This is a genomic window from Mesorhizobium sp. WSM4871 (assembly GCF_055811295.1).
The window spans coordinates 208987-231052 of the sequence record NZ_JBVVPU010000006.1; the positions used below are offsets into that span (position 1 = coordinate 208987).

The following is a 22066-nucleotide window of genomic DNA, read 5'->3' on the forward strand; positions in this document are numbered from 1 at the left end:
TCAGTCCGGCGCGGCTTCGATCGTCACCTTGTTGGCATAGAATGCGCCATGATCGCGGATTTCGACCATCTCGTCGAAAGGCTGCTCATAGGCCCACATCGCATCCTTGCCCGCCTCGGCGGCAGGCAGCACGCTCCAATAGCTCGCATCGCCCTTGTAAGGGCAATGCGTCGAGAATTCCGTCTTGCGAAGCTGGCCGAAATCGATGTCTTCGAACGGAATGTAGAGGACTGGGGGGTAGGGGGACTCGGTCAGGAGCTTTGCATCGGTTGACGAGGCGATGACAGTTTCGCCGCTGCGCACCGTGACGGTGCCGCGGTAGGGCTCGACGGTGATGACCTTGCCGGGATTGCGTTGAAAGCCTGGTGAGGGGTTTGCGATCTGGTCCATTGGCGGGGGTTCTCCGTGACCGGCATAGAGCGCCGTCCGGAATAGGTGTGTCGGACGAGTGCGTTTCGCAAGGGCACCGTTCAACAAGTGACATACAGCCGGCGCCGCTCAGGTTCTGGCCTGGTGGCTCGTCAAACTCATCTTACCCGCAACGATCAGGCGGCAGCCTGAAATGCATCCATCAGCCCGGCATAGGCGGCGGCGATGCCGGCCACCGGATTGGTGCTCCGCGACACCGTCTCGACCTTGAGCGCGCCACCGGCGGTCGGCAAGGTGAGAAGCAGGAACTGGCGGTTGCCGCCGTCACCCACGCATGCCGCGGCGACGTGTTCGCCTTCGCCTTCGTTCTGGACGCACATCTTGAACAGCAAAGTGCCGCCAACTGCCTCAAGGGCGCCGCCGACGACTTCGGCGAATTCGTCTTCGGAAACGGTTTTGGTGTCCGGCACCATATCGGCCAAGCTTTCGGCAAGCGTAGTTTCGAGCGTATCGTCGTCAACCTGCGCGTCCATGCGAACCTCTTTCATTCGCCAATCGCGCCCCCACCCCGTTAATCAAGATTAACGGCGACGATGGCCGGATTGTGGCGGTTTTCCCTGTGTTTTCGAGCAATGCACCGCTTCCACGCCGGCATGGCTGGACAATCCACAGGTTCGTCTCACAATGGAACAAAAACCAGTGGGAGGAAAGAATGCTCGGACTGATGCAGGAATGGCCGCTGCTCTGCCATAAACTTATCGACAACGCAGCCATGCAGCACGGCAACCGCGAGATCGTGTCACGCTCGATCGAAGGCCCGATGGTCCGGACGACCTACGCCGACATTCGTCGCCGCGCCCTGGCGGTCGCCGAACGGCTCGAGCGCGACGGCTTCGGGCTTGGCGACCGCATCGCCACGTTGGCCTGGAACACGGCGCGCCATATCGAAGCCTGGTACGGCATCATGGGCGTAGGCGCGGTCTATCACACGCTCAATCCGCGCCTCTTTCCCGAGCAGATCGTCTGGATCATGAACAATGCGGAAGACAAGGCGGTCTTCGTCGATCTGACATTCATGCCGCTGCTCGAAAAGATCGCCGGCGCAGTCAAATCGCTGAAAAAGGTGGTCGTGCTGACCGACAAGGCACATATGCCGCAAACGGCGCTGCCGGACGTCGTTGCCTACGAGGAATGGCTCGGCGAAGCCGACGGCGCCTTCGCCTGGAAGACGTTCGACGAAAACACCGCCGCCGGCATGTGCTACACCTCGGGCACGACGGGCGAGCCGAAAGGCGTCCTCTACAGCCATCGTTCGAACGTGCTGCACGCCATGATCGCCGCCATGCCCGACGCGATGGGCATATCCGCGCGGGATGTTATTCTACCTGTCGTGCCGATGTTTCACGCCAATGCCTGGGGCCTTGCCCAGAGCGCGCCGATGGTCGGCGCCAAGCTGGTCATGCCTGGCTGCAAGATGGACGGCGCCTCGATCTATGAATTGCTCGACACCGAGAAGGTGACCTTCAGCGCCGCGGTGCCGACCGTGTGGATGATGCTGCTCCAGCATCTGGAGGAGACCGGCAAGACACTTCCGCATCTGAAGCGGGTCGTCATCGGCGGCTCATCCTGTCCGCGCGCGCTCATGACAAAATTCCAGGACATCTACGATGTCCAGGTCATCCATGCCTGGGGCATGACCGAAATGTCGCCGCTCGGCACGCTGTGCACCGTGAAGCCGGACTATGCCGGGCTCGAGGGCGACGCCCGGCTCGATGTCCAGAGCAAACAGGGCTATCCGCCCTTCGGCGTCGAGATGAAGGTGACGGATGACGAAAACAACGCGCTGCCCTGGGACGGCAAGACCTTCGGGCGGTTGAAGGTGCGCGGCCCGGCTGTCGCCGGCGCCTATTATGGCAGCGTCGGTTCCGAACAGTTCGACGCGGAAGGCTGGTTCGATACCGGCGACGTCGCCCATATCGATCCATGTGGCTACATGCAGATCACCGATCGGGCCAAGGACGTCATCAAGTCGGGCGGCGAGTGGATTTCGACCATCGATCTCGAGAATCTCGCTGTCGGTCATCCCGATGTCGCCGAGGCCGCCGCCATCGGCATTCCTCATTCGAAATGGGGTGAGCGGCCCCTGCTTGTCGTCGTCCGCAAGCCGGGCAGGGAACCTACCAAGATCGATATCCTTGCTTTCATGAACGGCAAGGTGGCCAAGTGGTGGATGCCGGATGACGTCGCCTTTGTCGGGGAAATCCCCCACACCGCCGCCGGCAAGATCCAGAAGACCAGCCTGCGTGAGCAATTCAGGGATTATCGCCTGCCAACGGATTGACGGGAAGGCTTTCCGCCTTCAAGCCGCCACCAAAGGCTCTAAATGTCCGTTCGGGTAGGGGCAGTGCAGAAAACGATGGAAATTGCCGAGCGACAGACGTCGAAGGCTGCCGGCTGGTCGCGGCGAACGGGCGCCTTTGCGGTGGTCCTGCTTCTGAGCGTTCTCGTCGGCCATCGGTATGATCTCGTTGAAACGCCGGTTTTCCTTTGGGTGCTAGCCATTGTCGCGCTGCTTGCCGCCTTCGCGCTCCTGTTCGCCGGATTTGCCTTTTCGAGACTGTGGAATTTCGGCGACCGCGGCGGTCGCGACCTCACCGTCGGCGCCTTGCTGGCGCTTCTGGTGCTCGCTCCTTATGGTGTCGTCGCCTACCAGGCGGCGACCTATCCGCCGCTGAACGACATCTCGACCGATCTTGACGATCCGCCGGCGCTCGCCGCCGCCCGGACGGGTGACATGAATATGCTTTCGCCGCCGACCCCGGGCGAGCAGCGCTTGCAAGCCGAGACCTATCCGCGGGTCACCGGGCGCAGCTACGATCTGCCCTTCGATAGCGTCCTCCAAGCGGTCGAAACCGTGCTTGGCCGGCGGGATTGGCGGCTGGCAGTGCCGTTCCCCGACGCGAGCGCGCAAAGTGAAGTCACCATCGACGCCCTGGCCAAGAGCTTTGTCCTCAGCCTTCCCGCCGATGTCGCCATCCGTGTCGCGGACGATGGCGATGCGGTCATCGTCGACATGCGCTCGGCCTCCCGCTACGGCCGCTACGACCTTGGCGACAATGCCGCCCGCATTATCGATTTCCTGGCTGAGCTCGATCAGGAGGTCGCCGGCCAGGTGGGCGTAGCGCCAGCCGAATAATGTCTACGCCGCAGGCACAAAAATGCCGTCGATGGCTGGGTCGCCATCGGTGCGTACCAGACCGCGCGCCACCAGATCTTCCAGATGGGCAAGCACGGACAGTCCGGCGGCGCCATGGAGACGCGGATCGGTGTTGCGATAGATCGCCTTGACCATGTCCCTGATCGTGCGGTCGCCGCCCTTGATCCGCTCCAGGATCGCACGCTCACGCATCTTGCGGTGGGTCTTCAATCCGCGCATGAAATTGCGCGGCGCGGTCACCGGCCCGCCATGGCCGGGCAGCAGCAGGCGATCGCCGCGCTCGATCAGCCGGTCGAGCGACATCATGTAGTCGGCCATGGCGCCATCCGGCGGCGCAACGATGGAGGTCGACCACGCCATGACGTGATCGGCCGAGAACAGGACGCCGGTACCCTCCAGCGCGAAGGCGGCATGATTGGCGGTGTGGCCCGGCGTCAGCACGGTTCTGATCGCCCAGCCGTCGCCGTCGATCACCGCATCGTCGGGCAGGACGATATCGGGAGCGAAGGCGATGTCGGCGCTGGCATCGAGCGGATTGACCTCGCCTGTGCGCAATGGCCTCGCCGGGCGATGCACGCCTTCGGCGAGCACGATCGCGCCGGTATGCTGCTTGAGCCGCGCTGCCAGCGGAGAATGGTCGCGATGCGTATGACTGACGAAAATGTGGCTGACCGGCCTGTCCGCGATCACCTCGAGCAGTGTCTTGAGATGCGCGTCGTCATCCGGCCCCGGATCGATGACCGCCAGCGTCCTGCGCCCGACGACATAGCTGTTCGTGCCGTGGAAGGTGAATGGGCTGGGGTTGGGGGCGGTGATGCGAAGCACGTCGGGCGCAATGGTCACGCCCCGGCCGTAGGACGGGTCGAAGCGTGTGTCGAATTCCAGCGCCATGCCGAGTGTCGCGACCTTTTATTGGGGAGAAGGCAAAACCGATTGCCGCATAACACGGAAGCCAATATAGGAAAACGCATGGCCGCGCTCGGCGGCAATCCGAAGATGGGGAAGACCATGGCAATTGCAACGACGATGCGCCCGCTTGTTTCTCTGGCTCTGCCTGAAAAGGGCGCAACCCGCCTTGCGACGCAGCTTTTGCTGGCGATCGCCGGAACGCTGGTGTTGACGCTCGCGGCCAAGACGAAAGTTTTGCTCGGCCCGGTCGACATCTCGATGCAGACCTTGGCCGTCTTTCTGATCGCCGCTGCGTTCGGCATGCGCCTCGGCGTCGCCACGCTGCTTCTCTACATGGCCGAGGGCGCCATGGGCTTCCCGGTCTTCCAGAGCTCGCCGGAAAAAGGGATCGGCATGGCCTACATGCTGGGGTCCACCGGCGGTTATCTTGCCGGCTTCGTGGTCATGGCGGCGATCGTCGGCTGGGCTGCCGATCGCGGCTGGGATCGTCATCCGATCAAGCTCTTCAATGCCATGCTGGTTGCCGAGATCGTCATGATGGCGATGGGCTTTGCCTGGCTGGCGCTGCTGATCGGTGCGGAAAAGTCATGGCAGTTCGGCGTTGTGCCCTTCATCATTGGCGACCTGATCAAGGTTGCCTTGGCGGCAAGCCTTGTGCCGGCCGTCTGGTCGCTTCTGAAGCGCTCCTGATCTCTGGGGCAACCGGATCGGATGATGAAGCACCGGACCAGAGATGGCCCGGGCTTTCTCCGATAGCAGGTTGGCGATCGATCGATAGCGGGCTCCCGAACTGACGGGCGTCGCTTCGCAACGACGGGCCGGCGACGCCGTCACACTATCTTCAAGTCAGCGACTTAAGGAGAGGACGACCAGCGATTCGTCGTGGCCAAGGTAACCAGACAGCTACACATCGGCGCATCGCTCAACATTATTCTTCCTGCAGCTAATATAGAAAGCGGCCCGATGACTTCTTAGGCACGGCTAAAGTCTATGCGCAATTCGCGGGAATTTTTTCGACCGGCCATCTTGATTCTCGCGACAAAGTTGCTTGCTGGTAACCTCACGCTGTCGTAACCCTTCACGCCGACCATGCCGAAACCCGCCGAAAGCGAGTCGCGTGATTAGTTCGGAAAAAACAATGGACAAGGCGAATATTCTGTCGCAACGGCCAACTGTCAGTCCGGCAACCCGCTGGTACGCGGCCAGTGTATTTCCGGGAAAGGAGAGCGTTGCCGAATGGCATCTCCAGAGGCAGGGCTTTCATCCATTTGTGCCTCGCCACGAGAAGACCACACGTCATGCCCGGCGCCTCGAAACGCGGTCGGCGGCATATTTCCCGGGTTATATGTTCGTCGCCTTCGATGTGGCGCTGCAGCGTTGGCGCTCGATCAACGGAACGTTGGGCGTGCGCTCGTTGGTCATGCAGGGCGACCGGCCGTTGCCGGTCCCCTCGGGGTTGGTGGAACGGTTCATTGCGCTGACCGGCGAGGACGGCCTGCTGGATTTTCGCGGCGGCCTCGCCGCGGGCGCCTCGGTCCAGATACTTTCCGGGCCTTTTGCCGAGATGATCGGGCGGCTCGATCGGCTCGATCCCGCCGGGAGAGCTCGGGTTCTTGTTGCCTTCATGAACGGCGAAGTCCCCGTCGACCTCGACGCCAGGGATCTCGTCGCAATCGCATAACCGAGGAGCGTTGGCGCTCGGTCATGCGGTGTAAGCTGTGGCAAAGTCGGCTCTCGGGTTTTCACCCGGGAGTGCGGTAGCCATTGTTGTGGCGACAGGCACGACGACACAGAGCTATGGTTACCCATCGCTGATGATCTGTTAATTGGTTAGTGGCCTCACGAATTTGAATACCTCCACCATCAACCTGCCCAACCAAAGGCATCTTCTGCTCCGGATGCGGTTTCAGCTGCTTGGCGGTTTGACATTCGCTATCCTGCTTCCCGCGCTGGTGCGCATGTCGTTCGATCAGCAGGTGATCTTTCAATCGAATATGCAGGTTACAATTGTCGCGGCATTCATCGCACATACGATGGGGTACCTGCTTTACAAGCGCATTGGTAATTTTCCAGGCGTGGCGGCGACTGGCTACATCCTGCCCACCTTTGCCCTGGCTTACGGCCTTGTATTCGTCACCATCTTTTTTTTCAGGTTCGACTATAGCCGGTTCCAGGCTGCCGCAAGCTTCATCCAATCGACATTGTGGTATTTTGGCTTGAGCCTGGTTACGCGACGGCTCGATCCATACCTATTGGCGATAATCCCTGGGGGCGACGTCGACAGGCTGGAGAGCATACCGGGCGTCAGCTGGCGCCGGCTTCATTCACCAGACACAATCGTCGAGCACGCAAGCGGTGTGGTGGCCGATCTTCGTGCCGATCTTTCGGATCAGTGGGAGCGATACATCGCCGACCGTGCGCTTTCGGGAACGCCGGTTTACCACGTCAAGCAAATCAGCGAATCACTCACAGGCCGGGTAGAGATCGAGCATCTGTCCGAAAACACCTTGGGATCTCTGAATCCAAATCAGGCCTATCTAAAAATAAAACAGGCAATCGACTGGATATCTGCTCTGTTTGTTCTGATTGTCTTCTCACCACTGCTGTTATTCGTGGCAATTGCGATAAAGCTTGATTCAAGCGGCCCGGCGCTGTTTAGGCAAGAAAGGATGGGATACGGTGGCAATACGTATGAGGTCTACAAGTTTCGAACAATGAAGCTTGGCGTCGCTATTGGCGATGAAAAGGAAGAGGCCATCACCAAGGCTGATGATGCGCGTATCACCCGCCTTGGACAGTTCCTGAGGAAATCCAGGATCGACGAACTCCCACAAGCGTTCAACATCCTGCGCGGCGAAATGAGCTGGATCGGACCGCGCCCGGAAGCGCTTGTGCTGTCGAAATGGTATGAGGCGGAGCTGCCGTTTTATCGATACAGGCACATCGTCCGGCCCGGCATTACCGGATGGGCACAAGTCAACCAGGGTCATGTTGCGGCCGTGGACGACGTTTTGGAAAAACTTCACTACGACTTCTACTATATCAAGAACTTCTCACCTTGGCTCGACGTGCTGATCGTGTTTAGGACTATCCGGACCATGCTGACAGGGTTTGGTGCTCGTTGAATGTTAATTGTGAGAGCCGATTTTCGAGACGTCGCCGGGAATAATGATGTCTAAAGTTACACTGCTCAGCGTTGAGAATATCGTTGTCGATTCCGGAGAGAACAATGACTAAGAAAACCGCGCTCATTACCGGCATCACTGGTCAAGATGGCGCCTATCTGGCGGAACTTCTTCTGGCAAAGGGCTATGATGTCCACGGCATCAAGCGGCGGTCATCGTCGTTCAACACCGGCCGTATCGACAATCTCTATCAGGATCCGCACGAGAAGAACGTCAGGCTGTCGCTCCACTATGGCGACATGACCGACGCCACGAACCTCATCCGCATAGTCCAGGAGGTGCAGCCTGACGAAATCTACAATCTCGCTGCACAGTCACACGTTCAAGTGAGTTTCGAGACCGCTGAATACACCGGGAACGCTGATGCTCTGGGGACGCTGCGTCTCCTGGAGGCGGTTCGACTGCTCGGTTTGGCCAAGAAAACAAGATTCTATCAGGCGTCGACATCCGAACTCTATGGCAAGGTGCAAGAGGTTCCGCAGAAGGAAACAACGCCCTTTTATCCGCGATCGCCTTACGCTGCGGCCAAGATTTATGCGTACTGGATCACGGTGAACTACCGCGAGGCCTACGACATCCACGCCTCCAACGGGATTCTTTTCAACCACGAAAGTCCGATGCGGGGCGAGACCTTTGTGACGCGTAAGATCACACGCGCGGCTGCCGCGATCAGCCTGGGTCTCCAGGACAAACTCTATCTCGGCAACCTGTCTGCCGAGCGCGATTGGGGGCATGCTCGCGATTATGTCGAAGGCATGTGGAGAATTCTTCAGCGGGACGTGCCCGACGACTATGTGCTCGCCACCGGGGTGAAAAACTCGGTCCGCCGATTTGTCGAGCTTGCCTTTGGCGAGGTCGGGATCGAGATCCAATGGGTTGGTTCGGGTGTCGACGAAAAAGGCGTCGACGCAAAATCCGGCGATGTTCTGATCGAAGTTGATCCAAGGTACTTTAGACCCACCGAAGTTGAACTTCTGATAGGCGATCCATCGAAAGCCGAGCGCATCCTCGGATGGAAAGCCAAAACGTCGCTGGCTGCGATGGTGCGCGAAATGGTCCAGTCCGACCTCGAGACGGTAAGACGGGAATCCGAGCATCGTCGTCTGGACGAGGATAGCGTTCGCGTTGCGGCACGGTAAGGCAGCGTTGGACCGAGTTGAGATGAAAATCTCGGTTTTAACGGTCTGCTGGAACTCGGCCGCGACAATCAGGCATACGGTCGACAGCTTCCTTGCCCAGGATCATCCTGACAAGGAACTGGTGGTCGTCGATGGTGGATCGTCGGACGAAACACTGGCGATAGTCCGATCCTATTCACAGGACCGGATCCAATTGATCAGCGAACCCGACAGCGGCATGTACGACGCCTTGAACAAAGGATTGCGTCTCTACACCGGGGACGCAGTGGGCGTGCTGAATTCTGACGACTGTTTTCACGACCGCACCGTGCTGGGGCGAATTTCGGCAGGGCTGGAACAGGCCGATATCGTGCATGGCGATCTGGATTTTGTTGAAAACCATCTCAACAAGCGTGTCGTAAGGCGCTGGCGGGCTGTTCCCAGGCCCGCCAAGGGTTTTCGGACTGGGTGGATGCCAGCCCATCCAACGTTTTACGTCAGGCGGAAGGTGGCGGAGACGGTCGGCCCGTTCGACCTCGATCTCAAAGTCGCATCAGATTATGATTGGATGCTGAGGGCCATTGAACTTCACGGATTCGAATCCGTCACCACCAACCACACATTGGTGGACATGATGGTTGGCGGCGCCAGCACACGGAGCTTCCGTTCTCAAGTAGGGCACAATCTGGAAGCGCTGCGTTCCCGCCGCCGTTGGTTGGATTCGGGAGTGATAGATTACGCGCTCGTCGCGAAACCTGCGCGGAAATTGGGGCAGTTTTTCGGCGTCGGCAGTGCCAGCACTGCGAAGCAAAGCCGGCATGGAGCAAGCTGAATAGTGGTTTCGGCAACCCATGCCTCGAAGGCCGGCGCGCACGTGAAGCGCAATTGCGTTCACGTGTCTGCGCCCGATGGTCATCGCCAATTTTACCAGCGTCTCTTTGCCGGCCTGTTTGACCTCGCGCCGATAGGGGGACGCATTGGACCTCGATTGTGGCTTGACCTTGTTCGAGCCCGCCAACTCCTGTTTGCCACCATAGACGATGACTACGCTGGTTTCATTGCAGTCGCATTGACAAGATCGCTGATGGGGCGGCGGACGGTCGGGCTTTTTCTCAGGCCGTCCCAATGCTTCGAAAAGGGAAGGCTTGTTTATAGCCTCAAGAGATGGGCTTTCCGATGCTTGCGGCATTTGCCTCGCCTGTCGCTTTTTACGATTTTGCCGTTCGGATTTGACCGTCGGTTTGCCCAAGTGGCGCACGGATGGGTACACGACCCTCAGATGTGGGACGTGCAAGATCGCACGACCTCAATCGAACCGTCTCAACTCTCACGCGATGTGCTGGCCGCGGCTGGCGGACGCGCCGTTTTGTGCTTCCTGGGCAGCGTCAGAAAGTCGAAGGGCTTTGAATACTTGGTCGACATCCTTTCCGGCCACCCAGATCTCATGAAAGATGTTTTTGTGGTGGCTGCCGGCCGCGTCGATCTGGCCTCTGGCGGAGATTGCGCTCGGCTGATTTCCGCTGGTGGAATGGTGGTCGACCGCTTCGTGTCGGACGACGAGCTTCTGGGTCTCTACGAAACCTGCGATTTCGCCTGGTGCTGCTATGAGCCCGGTTACGACCAAGCCTCCGGCATATTCGGCCGAAGCGTGCAATTGGGTGTACGTCCAATCATCCGTAAAGGCTCGTACCTTGAGAAATACGCACAGGAAGGTGCGGTTTCACCACTCTGTCTGATTTACGGCGATACTCGTGACGCTGCCTCCAATATTGCAGCCGCCGCAGCCAGTCGACTCGACAGGGCAACGGACGGACGATCCGACAAAGCGGTGCGGCTGCACGAAATCGTCGGCGGCTGGCGGTCCGATTTCATCCAGAAAATCCGTGCGGCCCTTTGACGTGAAGAAAGTTTTGTATCTTCATCACGCGATAGGGTTGGGAGGAGCGCCACGTAGCCTGTCTCTGCTCATCAAAGGCCTTGATCGCGAACGGTTCCAGCCAATAGTTGCCATGCCCAGGCGGGAGGGCAACGACGCGGTAAAGACCTTGTTTCGCGAAGCTGGCGCCGAGGTCCTCGAAGAAAGAGATATCCGACCGTTCAATGGTTCGTCGGTTGCCCCCAACAACAAACTGAAGGATCGCGCCTATGCGATCGCTTCATACCCCCTGACCGCCAGGTGCGCAAAGCGTTTGGTCAATGATGTGCGACCGGATCTCGTACACCTGAATTCGACCTGTCTGGTGGCCGCCGCCGCGGGGGCTCATAAGGCGTCGCCAAAATTACCTGTGGTCGCTCATGTGCGCGAGCCGCTGCTCTCCAATAGGTGGGGCCGGGCACTGGCCAGTCTTAACAGGAGGCACGTGAATGCCTTTATTAGCATCGACGAAGCTGGCTTGGAGACGCTCGGAAGCAAGGATGTTGATGCGACAGTCATCTACAATTTCGTCAACGAGGAAACCTTTCATGCCGATCCAAGACTGGGTAAGAAATACAGACGAGAGCAAGGTTGGACCGCTGACGAGGTAGTGTTCCTGTTCCTGGCTCGTGTGGCTCCGTCGAACGGCATCCTTGAATTGGTGAGGCTGATCGAAGCGAATGTGCAAAATCTGCATCCTTCCGCTCGATTTGTTGTGGCTGGCTTCCCCAGCACCAAGGCGGGCTACGCTTTGGCTGCATACAAGGCTGTGACACAGAGCGCCCGATGTACCGCATTGGACTTCGTGGAGGCACCGCTTTCCCTGATGTTGGCCTCTGACGCCATCATCGCTCCCTTCACGGAGCCTCACAGCGCGAGAAGTGTATTCGAGGGAGCCGCATTGGGAAAACCGAGCGTGGTCGCCAATGTTCCGCACTTGAATGAACTGGTGAAGGACGGTCGCACCGGGACAGTGTTCGATTGGGAAGAGCCTGGCACGTTTGTGTCTGCCGTCAACGACCTGTGCAACGATGATGGACGAAGGGAGAAGGGACAGGCTTCGCTCGAATTCGCCAAGGCGAACTTCAGCAGCAAGACAGCTATCGATAAAACGATGGCGGTTTATGACAGGCTGTTGGAAAACAAATGATCAAACGAATTGGATATCTATACAACGCCATAAGCGGAACCTACTGGTCCTTGAGAGCTCGCGTGCAACTGCGCATTCGCGGGGTTCCTTACCCGAAAGGCTTTGTGGTGCTTGGTCCGCTGGGGTTGAGCGCGCGTGGTCGAATTCGTATTGGTGAGAACGTCACAATCGTCAATCACTCACGTTATAATCGTGCTGGTATCAATCATCCGACGCAGTTGGTGGCCGGCCAGGGAGCAATCCTGACGATTGGCGACAATACCGGAATATCGGGGGCAGCAATATTCTGTTCAGAATCGATTACGATTGGAAACCATGTCCTTATCGGGGCAAATTGTAATGTATATGACACGGATTTTCACCCGATTGACTTTATGGATCGGCGCGAAAGAAAGCCATGTGGTACTGCACCGATAATTATTGAAGATGATGTTTGGCTGGGCGAAGGCGTTACGGTTTTGAAGGGGGTGCGGATTGGCGCGCGGAGTGTAATAGCAGCTGGTAGCGTGGTAACAAAAAACATTGAACCAGACACGTTGGCAGGAGGCGTGCCAGCAAGGTCGATCGGTCCCGTGAATTCAAAGCAGGTGGGACAACAGGAAGATTGAAGGACCTGCTGTATGATCTACCCTCTACTCCATGCCGATTCGGGTACATTTTCTAATTCGGATTCGCTAAAACATTATTTAAGAGGAATTTACGATAAATGAGCAATCGCCGTGAAAAAGAACTCTAATTCGTTCCGAGTGATTTCGGAGCTGATTAGGAGGTACTGGAGGTATATTTCAAACTCACTTTGGCTAATTTCGGATAGGCTATTAGCGAGTCTGATCGCGCTTTTGGTGGTGGCCGTAGTGGCCCGCCATCTCGGGCCGAGTGAGTTTGGTTTGCTGTCCTACACGTTCTCCACGGCGCTTTTGTTTGCGGTTGTTGGACAACTTGGGCTCGACGGGCTGGTCATTCGAGAAATCGTCAACCGCCCTGACGATGTGCCACGCGTACTCGGAACAGTCTTCGTCCTGAAGTTCTCAGGTCATTTGCTGGGGGCTGCGGGCCTGGTCGTCTATGCGCTGTCCATCGATGTGCCTTCGACGGAGCGTGCCATGTTGTTTTTGGCCGCGGCCTTCATACCCTTGGCCTCGCTCTCAGGATTTCTCGGACTCTGGTTTCATTCGCGCGTTCAGGCCCGCTACAGCGCCATCTCCTCCAGCGTATCCGCCTTGCTGGTCGGCTTTGGAAAACTCGGGCTTGTATGGATCGGGGCCGCGGTGATGGCGTTCGCCGCTGCAAATGTGGTCCAGGTATTGATCGCGGCCATGCTGTCGTTCCGCTTTTACAAGCGACAGAAGGGACCGCCTTTGTCCTCATGGCGGTTCTCTCCGGCATTGGCAAGGGTGCTGCTTTCCGAGAGCTGGATGCTTTTTCTTGGGTCCATATTTGCGATCATCTACCTGAAAATCGATATGATGATGCTTCGCTGGCTGGCGGGGCCGACAGAGGTTGGCACCTATGCGGTCGCGGCGACCCTTTCCGAGGCGGCATACTTCGCCCCGGCCGCATTGGTTGCCAGTGTGTTCCCCAAACTGATCGAGTTCGCGAAAACCGATCAGGATTTATTTAGCAAACGCCTTCAGACCGTTTTCGATGCTTTATGGCTTGCGGGGCTTGGCATGATTGCCACGATGTTCTTGCTTGGTGGACCGATTATCCGGCTCCTTTTCGGAGTTGAATACGATGCATCGGTTCCGGTGTTGATGGTTCATGTTCTGTCCGCGCCCTTCTTGTTCATGCGAATCGCATTCACCAGATGGACGATCATCGGAGGTGGCGCGACGTTCTTCATGTTAACCGAGGGTCTCGGTGCGCTTACCAATGTGGCCTTTAATTTACTTCTCATTCCCCACTATGGCAGTATTGGCGCCGCGCTCGCCACGCTCGTATCATATGCCATGGCCTCTTATCTTGCCTTGGCCATTCCGCGCCGTACGAGGCCGATTTTCTTGATGATGTCGCGCTCCATTTTCATGCCGTGGCGCGCGCCCAGAGAGTTCTTGAATTATGTAAAACGAGGCGCCTATGCCTGAACGGCAGTTCTAACGGCGGGATCGCATGGTCTTCGATGCGTAGTGGCGGCAAGCGTCGTTGGTGGCGACATTTCAATTGCGGATACAAAGCGGAGTTATGAACGCATGACGGTGCTTAACAGGATAGCGACAAAGTGGAACCGCTTTGCGCAACTTTCCAATGATACGCGGGCCGCGGTGGAATTATCCCGGCTCGGTCTGCCATATTTGCCGTGGTCCGACGCATCCCTGCTTCCCTCAGCCCTGCAAGTCGTGCTCAACGAAATCGAAATCAACTCCCGCAAGACAATCGTGGAGTTTGGAAGCGGTATTTCCACCATCTACATTGCCCAAATCCTGTCACGGCTTGGAGGCCGGATTGTCAGCTTCGAGAGTGACGCGGAATGGGCGACCTTCGTCGAGAATCGTCTCGCAGCATTCAATCTGTCCGAATTCGCCTCTGTCGTTCATGCGCCGTTGAGGCCCTGTTCCTTGAGTAAGGATGGCCTGCATTGGTACGATCAAACGATCGTCGAAACGAGTGTGCAGAAACTATCTGTTGATTGCGTGGTCGTCGATGGTCCGCCCGCCTATAAGCCGGGATTTGAATTGGCGCGCTATCCGGCACTTCCAGCCCTCCAAGTGCGTCTCGCGCAGGATTACGCCGTGTTTCTCGACGACATCCATAGGCATGGCGAGCAGGAGATATTGCGGCTCTGGACCGATCTCTTCAGCATCGAATTTATTCCCCACTTTTCCAAAGGAAACATAGCCAGGGGTATCCATGGCGTGGCACAATTTACGGTGTGAGTCATGCCCATTATTGGACAAAATATGGTGTGTGTCCTGAAAGCTTTTGATACGATGGCTATCGCGAGGTGCGGCTAGTCCATGACTCACAGAGCCAATTTTCGCTACGACACATCCACCGATTTCAATCACGGAGGGATTGATCGTCGTTTCGCGCATTTAAAAGGTTATGTTGATCGTCATATCGTGTTTTCTCCTGCGATGGCCTTCGCTCTTGCGATCTGCGGGACATATTCCTTCTCCGGTATAGTAAATAGGTTTGATCCAGAAGGAAACATTGGATCAATTATGTTTAGAGTGGCTATTGCCGCGATTACGCTATTTTCATTTTTGCTTCTTCCGAAGAAATTTAGATCGTCAACGCCGTATTTGCTGCCGCTAAAAATTTTTTTTGTTTTTTACATATGCAGACTTGTGGAAAACATGATCATTTCTTCAGTGACTTTCTCCCCTGGTCCTGTAATGGTGTTTAGTATTTTTGTCGTGACCTGTGTGGGGTCCTCCCTTTTTATTGCGTCGATGGATAGGGCGATCAGAAACGAAAATCTAATTATGGCGATGAACGCCCTTTGCATAATTTTTCTGGTAGGGCTTTATTTGAACAGGGATCTTTTATCGACATCTGGAAATGATCGCCTATCCCTGGATAAGATCAATCCGATAGCGATGGGGCAGACGGCGCTTTCGTTTCTGATATATTTCATTCTATTAACGGAGAGGACAAGAAAGCTTTCGATATACACAATTGTTTTTTGCCCGATTCTTTTCGTTGTTCTTGTGTGGGCGCGATCCCGTGGGGCATATATTGCCGGCGCCGGCGCCCTGCTGACCTATCTAGTGTTGCTCAAGGGATCGAGGCGGGTGATCGCTATTTTCGGTGCGATCGTGCTCGCCATAGTGGTTCTCGCGAGTACGGGATCGGAACTGATCGATGTCATCGCCAAAAGGCTAGCACAGATTGACGTGAATTCCGATCAGTCGACGATGATGCGTAGCATGCTGTTTAGCGGGGCCTGGCGGCAGTTCTTAGAGGATCCTTTGTTTGGGCGTTATGTTGTCGAGATGCGGTTCCATTTCTATCCCCATAACATCTATCTTGAATCCCTAATGGCGATGGGGCTGATTGGATCGGCGCCGCTCGTCGCTCACATCATTCTCGCGCTCAGATCGACGATCGGTATTATCCGGTCCGGGAGGTTCCCGCTCGCCGCAGTGCTGACTGCTGTCCTGTTCGTCAAGGAGGCGATCGGCAGCTTGGCTAGCGGCAGCCTGTGGGGGAACTCGGTCTTCTGGATTACGTCGGCCCTGACGATAGCGTTTTGGTATGGATATCAGGGATTTCTTGACAAAGCTCGGAATATGGAAAGTCGGGCCTACCAGGACGGTCGAGCCTACTAGAGGGGGGACCGGCAATTAGTCGCCCTTGAAGTAGACCCATCACCCATAGTGGATATTCAACAAGCCGCCGACGATCGCTCGTCGGTGCATCATGCCGACGCTCTAGAATCCAGAAGCCATTCCAGCAGAGACCAGGCCATGCAGATTTTTCAGAATTCCGGGATATCGCCGAGCTATCGCGTCAGACTTGCTGGTCTCGTTGCTGGTGTTCGTGGGTTTGAGCCGCAGAAACAGGTATTTTTGAACGACCGCTACGGGGCCGCGCATATCCTCTTGCCTGTGCTCGCCGGCAGCCCGGAAGCCTTTTTTACCAACGGGGATGACGAATCGCTGCAGCGGGCATGGGCACGCGAGAACGGGTTGGGCGAAGATGCCCCACTGGCCGATATTCTGCTCGCCCAGATCGAACACCACAAGACGGACGTTTTCTATAACCTTGATCCGTTTCGTTACGACGCTGCGTTTGTGCGCCGCTTGCCGGGGCATGTGAAACGAAAGATCGCCTGGCGTGCCGCGCCAGGCAGGATCGATTTCTCGGGTTATGATCTGGTCGTTTGCAATTTCCCGTCAATGCGACGGCTTTGGGAAGAGCAGGGCGCCAGGACCGCCCATTTCTTTCCTGCTCACGATCCGGAACTGGATGCCGTGGCCGCGAATCGGGGCAGGGATATCGATGTGCTCTTCTTCGGCGGCTACAGTCGTCACCACCAGCGCCGCCGGCAGATTTTGGAAGCGGTCGCGCGTCTTTCCGAACGCCGCCGCGTTGTCTTCCATCTGGACCTGTCCCGCTACACGCCACTGGCCGAGACGCCGCTCGGCTGGTTCGGTCCTCTCAATGCGGTGCGCCGTCCGCGTGCTATCCGAAAGCTCAGCGCACCTCCCGTGTTCGGTCGCGCCATGTACACGGCGCTCGGAAGAGCCAAGATCGTTGTCAATGCGTCGATCGATATGGCCGGCCCGGACCGGGGCAATATGCGCTGTTTCGAAACCATGGGCGCCGGCGCCTTGCTGGTCTCCGACACAGGGAACTACCCCACGCCGATGCGCGATGGGGAAACCATGGCCCTTTATGACCGGCCGGAGGATGTATCGAAAACAATCGAACGGCGGCTGGACGATGGAAGCTGGGATGGGATCGGTCGGGCCGGGCACCTGGCAATTCGTGAAGAATACAGCAAGAAGCGACAATTCGAGCTGTTTCTCGAATTGTTATAGCGCAGCAGTGCACCCTTCGTAGGAGCCACAGCTCAAGCTCGCTTTTCGGCATAGGTAGCAGCAAATTCAGGCTATCGAATCTTGCCCTGTTCCCGAAGGAATTTCAGCGTAGCCTGCCACCACTCTGCTTTCTCATCCCATCTCGCTGGACGATAGGGCGAATTGCTGCCGATCGTACCCCATATGACGATTCCGTCAGCCATTCTCCTGCAGGTGTCCAGTTGGGCATACCAGAGGTCGCCCGGCAGGAAGGCGAGTGTCTTCTGAAACTGCGGCCACAGGAAGCAGTAGACTGGCTTTCCTTGTGCTATTCTTCGTGCTTCCTGAAGATTGGCTCGCGCATAGTCCACCCAGGCGTCCTTGTCGCCGTAAAACGTATAGAGGGAAGGGTAGAGCGCATCGATGTGAGGAACGAGCGAGGACGCGATGGTTGTGTTTTGCTGCTTCCAGTCGTCCAGTGCAGCGGAGCCTTGATGGCCGATTGCTCTCCAGTAGTCTCGGAGTGGCAGCACGCTGTAGAGTCCAAGCTTGACGCTCGGGTCTGCCTTTCTGAATGCGACGAGTGTCTTCTGATATTTCGCGATAGAGGAGGCCTGATCCTTACCTTCCAGCGCCCAGCTTTCGATATCGATATTGAGATGTTTGTTGCTCCTCGGCAATGACAACGCTTTCCGCACTTGACCAGCGTCGGGAACATCTAGTCCCAGAACATGGGGATCCGCGATCGTCAGGTGCTCGAACCCATATGCGCGCAAATCAGGCCCGCCCTCGAATCGTATAGCCTCGAAAAGCTTGAACTGTGCGCGCGTCTGGGCCGCTGCCGGCCACAAGCCAAGTAGAAGGCATGCTATGCAGAATGCTGCCTTGAAAAAGATGACTCCCGGTATCCGGTGTTGCCGGCCAGTGAATTTTTTCGCGACTGATATTCGCATGATCCTCGTGACCTGAACTTGACGGTTCGGGAAACGGTAGCTTAGCTCGACGCTTCGAACAACTTGCTGACCGAAACGTGATCGAGAAGCGCTGTTTGCTGCTAATCGCGTTTGCGCAGGAAAAATTATCCACCGGAAACGGTGGACGGGGCAGATCATGCGAGTTTATGACCGAGCGTGCTGCGGTGTCGTCAAACCCATCTTGGCGGCTATTTTGGGCAATCTGGCGGGGAGATTGAGATCGTCGTGACCGAGAAGGTCTCACCGTTGTTGGAAATCTGGCACGGGTGATTTGGCGGATGGTCTCTTCCCATGCCTGAAGCGGCCATGACCTGGGAAAACGCTGTCCTGGCTCTTGCGCCTGTACCTTTCGGTGCTGTTGCCAACGGCGCCACATCGTTCAGCTGCAGGCCCGGGTGGTATCATTTCTTTGCCACAAGCACGAAAAGGGCTGATTCTCTTGATGCGACCGGAAGAGGCAAAGCCCGCCGGAGTGGCTGGCGCTGGCGGTTTTATCGGCTCGGCCCCCCGCAACGGAAGGCTGCCATCTCATCGGCTTCGGCCGGAAGGAAGCACCCTGGTTTGCTCGGGCGACAGGCGGCGTGTTCTTACGCTCTGTCCGCGAGAATGTCGCAGTGCTGCAAAGCCGACAACAACTGTGCCGCCTCGACTACGCGGCAGTGCTCCTTGCAATGTTTGAAAATGGCAGAAGTGTTCCCCAATGATCGAGAAAATCGTCAGTTTTGTCATGAGCGGCGGCGTCGGCTCCAGGCTGTGGCCGCTGTCACGCGAGGACAATCCCAAGCAGTTCCATGATTTTTCGGGCGACGGCTCGATGCTGGTCAAGACGCTGCGCCGGCTGACGGCAAGGCCGAAAGGCGAAACGCCGGTTTTTCTGATCGCATCCGAGCGGCACGCTGATCGTGTCCATGCTGACCTGGCCGGCCTCGATCTTTCCGGCGGCGGTCCCTTGTTCGAGCCGACAGGCCGCAACACCGCCGCTGCTGTTGCCCTGGCGACTTTGCGCACTCTGTCCGACCATGGCGACAGCCTGGTGCTGGTGGTTCCGTCCGACCACGAAATCGCCACCGCCCAGCAATTCTGGCAGAGCGTGGAAAACGGCGCTGCGGCGGCGCGCGCCGGCCGGCTGGTGGTGTTCGGCATCAAGCCTGGCCAGCCGGAGACGGGTTACGGCTATATCGAGATTGCCGGCGAGCGGGACGGCGTCTGCGATGTTTCGCGTTTTGTCGAAAAACCGGATCTCGCGACCGCGCAGGGCTATCTCGACGCTGGCAATTTCTACTGGAACACCGGTATCTTCCTGTTTCGCGCCAGCGCCATGCGCGACGCCTTCATGGCTTTCCAACCAGAGATATGGACGGCCACCGAGGCTGCCTACCAGGCGGCGACATCGGATCTCTCCGGCCTTTATATGCCTCTCGAGCTCTACGCCGCCATTCCCTCGACCTCGATCGATTACGCGATCATGGAGAGGGCAAGCGACATCGCCATGGTGCCGGCCGGCTTTCGCTGGAATGATCTCGGTTCCTGGCAATCGCTGCTGGATGTCAGCCCTTCGGACAAGCAAGGCAATGTCATCATCGGCGACGTCGTCGCCATCGATTGCGAAAACTCCTACATCCGTAGCGACGGCCGCCTGCTGTCGGCCATCGGCGTCGAAAATCTCGCCATCGTCTCGACCGCGGACGCCACCTTCGTCGCTCCGGTCAGCCACAGCCAACACGTCAAGAAGATCGTCGAGCAACTCGAAAAGAGCGGCCGGCTGGAAACCAAATTCACGCCCGCGGACGATCGCGTGATCGAAAGCGGCGCCTGGCGGCGCCGGGTCCATCACTGGCTGTTTGAAGAGACGGTTCCACTATGGTCGACAGTCGGTGTCGACGAACGCCATGGCGGCTTCCATGAAGCGTTGGGTTTCGACGCCACGCCGCTGATGAAGCCCAAGCGCATGCGCACGCAGGCCAGGCAAATCTACGCCTTCGCCGTCGCCAAGGCGCGAGGATGGGACGGACCGGCCGACCGCTTGATCAGCCACGGTATCGAATTCATGGCGAGGAACGGCCGTACCGACAATGGCGGCTGGGTGCGGACGCTCAATGTCGATGGGACGGTCGCCGATCCCGTCGAGGATGCCTACGATCATTCCTGCGTGCTGCTGGCGCTCGCGCATGCCCACATGTCAGGCGATCCCGATGCCTTGCGGCTTGGCGAAGAGACGTTTTCTTTTCTCGACGCGCATCTCGAGGACCATCGCATGACCGGTTTTCTCGAAACCTCGGACGGCGTTGGCGAACGCCGGACCAATCCGCATATGCATCTGCTGGAAGCTTTCCTGGCGTGGCATCAGGCGACCGGCGAACGCGCCTATCTTCGCCGCGCCGCGCGTATCGTCGATCTGTTTCGCAGCCATTTCTTCGATCCGGAAAGCTGGACGCTTGGCGAGTATTTCGATCGCGAATGGCAGCCAGTGAAGGGCGAGAAAGGCTTGTGGACGGAACCCGGCCACCATTTCGAATGGGCCTCCTTGCTGGTCGATTTCGCCGGGCGCAGTGGTCAGAGCGAACTGAGCGGCTTTGCCAGGAAGCTCTATGCCTCGGCCATCGCCAATGGCCTCAACCGCGCCACCGGCCTTGCCTACGGCGCGGTTTCGCGGCAAGGCCTGCCGCTCGATCGCGTCTCGCGCAGTTGGCCCCAGGCGGAGGCGATCAAGGCGGCGATCGCACTGGATGGCGCGGGCGGACCCGACCTCAAGCCCGAGATCGAAGCGCGGGTCGGTCGCCTGTTCCGTTGGCACATCAACCCGGCGCCGCTCGGTCTGTGGGTCGACCGGATCGACGAACGCGGCCGTTCGTTGGCCACCGATGTGCCGGCCAGCATCTTCTACCATCTGGTCTGTGCACTGACACAGTATCTGGACAGCACCGCAGCCAATCCTCGGTAGAAGGCCAATCCTCGGTAAAAAGATTGACGGAACAAGAAACGCGACGCGTTTTAGCTGCGGCGGAGGCAAGGTCTTGTCGTTCAAGAAAATAAGTTTGCTTGCTCTTGTCGCCTTGGCGTTCGCGGTTGGCTTCCTGGTCGTTATCACGAAAAAAGGAACAGATGTTCATTCGCGACCTCCAAAGCCGCAAACGGCACTTCAGCCGTTTGACGGCAAGCTCGCGATTCAATCGATCGACGATCTCAGGGTCGGCAGCCGCAAGATTGTGCTGTGTGGCGTAGCATTTACGAAACCCCAGTCCATGCGCGCCCTGGTCACCGAGGCCGCGCGCCGGGACTACCAAGGGCTCGCCTTGACTTGCAAGCCCGTCGGCTCGGGAACGCCTTGCGACGGCAATATCGCGTCAAAGTTCGGTGATGCCACTGTCGTACAGTGCGTTACCTCCGATGGCGCGGATTTGGCGGCGAAGCTTGCCGAAAACGGCATCCTGTGCGGGCAGCCTGCGCAAGCGGGCTCGACCTACAAGTCTTGTCCGTAAGGCTCGCAGCTCAGGGGTTTGCCAACGGCCCTCGTGCCATCATCCTGGGATCGCGTCCGAATCGCGACTGTCATAAAATGAGAAGCAGAATATGCGACAACGCCTGAAGTCAGACCAAGTCGACTGTAACCTTGGCATGAAGGACCGGCGCGACGGCAGCTTCAAAGACCGTGAAATTGAATCTTAACCTCTCTTACCTACCAATCAACCTGTACCGGTGAAGCATCTTGGCGAAAGGGAACCAATTGCGTTCCTGAGTTATAATCCGTTGCAGTCGGCAGCACC

20 protein-coding genes are annotated in these 22066 nt (G+C 57.7%); 16 read left to right on the top strand and 4 right to left on the bottom strand.

Translation table 11 applies throughout. The annotated features are described in order from the left end of the window. Positions 1-390: a DUF427 domain-containing protein gene (locus AC0L2H_RS14780; RefSeq protein ID WP_473590905.1), complete on the bottom strand. Its 390-nt coding sequence runs from the start codon at positions 388-390 to the stop codon at positions 1-3. A gap of 155 nt (positions 391-545) precedes the next feature. Further along, a complete protein-coding gene (locus AC0L2H_RS14785; protein ID WP_473590906.1) occupies positions 546-902 on the bottom strand; it encodes a hypothetical protein in 357 nt (118 codons plus the stop codon). A gap of 179 nt (positions 903-1081) precedes the next feature. On the opposite strand from AC0L2H_RS14785, the gene AC0L2H_RS14790 reads away from it, so the two are divergent. Beyond that, complete coding sequence (locus AC0L2H_RS14790; RefSeq protein WP_473590907.1) at positions 1082-2710, top strand: fatty-acid--CoA ligase; 1629 nt, start codon at positions 1082-1084, stop codon at positions 2708-2710. 75 nt (positions 2711-2785) lie between these two features. Further along, positions 2786-3565 (top strand): DUF1499 domain-containing protein, encoded by a 780-nt coding sequence (locus AC0L2H_RS14795; RefSeq protein ID WP_473590908.1) that lies wholly within the window; start codon positions 2786-2788, stop codon positions 3563-3565. Between the two features lie 3 nt (positions 3566-3568). Here the strand turns inward: AC0L2H_RS14795 and AC0L2H_RS14800 are convergent, their stop codons facing one another. Further along, positions 3569-4477 (bottom strand): MBL fold metallo-hydrolase, encoded by a 909-nt coding sequence (locus tag AC0L2H_RS14800; protein WP_473590909.1) that lies wholly within the window; start codon positions 4475-4477, stop codon positions 3569-3571. 117 nt (positions 4478-4594) lie between these two features. Here AC0L2H_RS14800 and AC0L2H_RS14805 point away from each other — a divergent pair, with 117 nt between their 5' ends. The 12 genes from AC0L2H_RS14805 (at position 4595) to AC0L2H_RS14860 (ending at position 17349) form a co-directional block, all read left to right on the top strand. Then, positions 4595-5185, top strand: coding sequence for a biotin transporter BioY (locus AC0L2H_RS14805; RefSeq protein ID WP_473591056.1), 591 nt, complete (start codon positions 4595-4597; stop codon positions 5183-5185). 448 nt (positions 5186-5633) lie between these two features. Then, a complete protein-coding gene (gene nusG / locus AC0L2H_RS14810) occupies positions 5634-6176 on the top strand; it encodes a transcription termination/antitermination protein NusG (RefSeq protein ID WP_473590910.1) in 543 nt (180 codons plus the stop codon). A 166-nt stretch (positions 6177-6342) separates the two neighbouring features. Beyond that, the gene (locus AC0L2H_RS14815) at positions 6343-7620 is read left to right on the top strand and encodes a sugar transferase (RefSeq protein WP_473590911.1); all 1278 of its coding nucleotides are present in this window, start codon (positions 6343-6345) and stop codon (positions 7618-7620) included. Positions 7621-7724: 104 nt separating this feature from the next. Then, positions 7725-8819 carry a GDP-mannose 4,6-dehydratase gene (gmd, locus tag AC0L2H_RS14820; protein WP_473590912.1) on the top strand — a complete coding sequence of 365 codons (1095 nt, stop codon included), beginning with the start codon at positions 7725-7727 and terminating at the stop codon, positions 8817-8819. A 22-nt stretch (positions 8820-8841) separates the two neighbouring features. Continuing rightward, complete coding sequence (locus AC0L2H_RS14825; protein ID WP_473590913.1) at positions 8842-9630, top strand: glycosyltransferase family 2 protein; 789 nt, start codon at positions 8842-8844, stop codon at positions 9628-9630. Between the two features lie 3 nt (positions 9631-9633). After that, entirely contained in the window at positions 9634-10695 is a 1062-nt protein-coding gene (locus AC0L2H_RS14830; RefSeq protein ID WP_473590914.1) for a hypothetical protein, read from the top strand. 1 nt (position 10696) lies between these two features. Continuing rightward, on the top strand, positions 10697-11863 hold the full coding sequence (locus tag AC0L2H_RS14835) for a glycosyltransferase family 4 protein (protein ID WP_473590915.1): 1167 nt from the start codon (positions 10697-10699) through the stop codon (positions 11861-11863). Next, positions 11860-12471: an acyltransferase gene (locus AC0L2H_RS14840; RefSeq protein WP_473590916.1), complete on the top strand. Its 612-nt coding sequence runs from the start codon at positions 11860-11862 to the stop codon at positions 12469-12471. Before AC0L2H_RS14835 ends, AC0L2H_RS14840 begins: the two co-directional genes overlap by 4 nt. A gap of 138 nt (positions 12472-12609) precedes the next feature. Beyond that, positions 12610-13947 carry a flippase gene (locus AC0L2H_RS14845; RefSeq protein WP_473591057.1) on the top strand — a complete coding sequence of 446 codons (1338 nt, stop codon included), beginning with the start codon at positions 12610-12612 and terminating at the stop codon, positions 13945-13947. 105 nt (positions 13948-14052) lie between these two features. After that, entirely contained in the window at positions 14053-14736 is a 684-nt protein-coding gene (locus AC0L2H_RS14850) for a class I SAM-dependent methyltransferase (protein WP_473590917.1), read from the top strand. Between the two features lie 81 nt (positions 14737-14817). Beyond that, positions 14818-16134, top strand: a complete 1317-nt coding sequence (locus AC0L2H_RS14855) for an O-antigen ligase family protein (RefSeq protein ID WP_473590918.1) — start codon at positions 14818-14820, stop codon at positions 16132-16134. 138 nt (positions 16135-16272) lie between these two features. Further along, positions 16273-17349 (top strand): glycosyltransferase family protein, encoded by a 1077-nt coding sequence (locus AC0L2H_RS14860; RefSeq protein WP_473590919.1) that lies wholly within the window; start codon positions 16273-16275, stop codon positions 17347-17349. Positions 17350-17420: 71 nt separating this feature from the next. Here AC0L2H_RS14860 and AC0L2H_RS14865 read toward each other — a convergent pair whose 3' ends face one another. Continuing rightward, positions 17421-18281 carry a hypothetical protein gene (locus tag AC0L2H_RS14865; protein WP_473590920.1) on the bottom strand — a complete coding sequence of 287 codons (861 nt, stop codon included), beginning with the start codon at positions 18279-18281 and terminating at the stop codon, positions 17421-17423. Between the two features lie 721 nt (positions 18282-19002). On the opposite strand from AC0L2H_RS14865, the gene AC0L2H_RS14870 reads away from it, so the two are divergent. After that, complete coding sequence (locus AC0L2H_RS14870) at positions 19003-21243, top strand: mannose-1-phosphate guanylyltransferase/mannose-6-phosphate isomerase (protein ID WP_473590921.1); 2241 nt, start codon at positions 19003-19005, stop codon at positions 21241-21243. Positions 21244-21316: 73 nt separating this feature from the next. Beyond that, a complete protein-coding gene (locus tag AC0L2H_RS14875) occupies positions 21317-21781 on the top strand; it encodes a hypothetical protein (RefSeq protein ID WP_473590922.1) in 465 nt (154 codons plus the stop codon). Positions 21782-22066 lie beyond the last annotated feature (285 nt).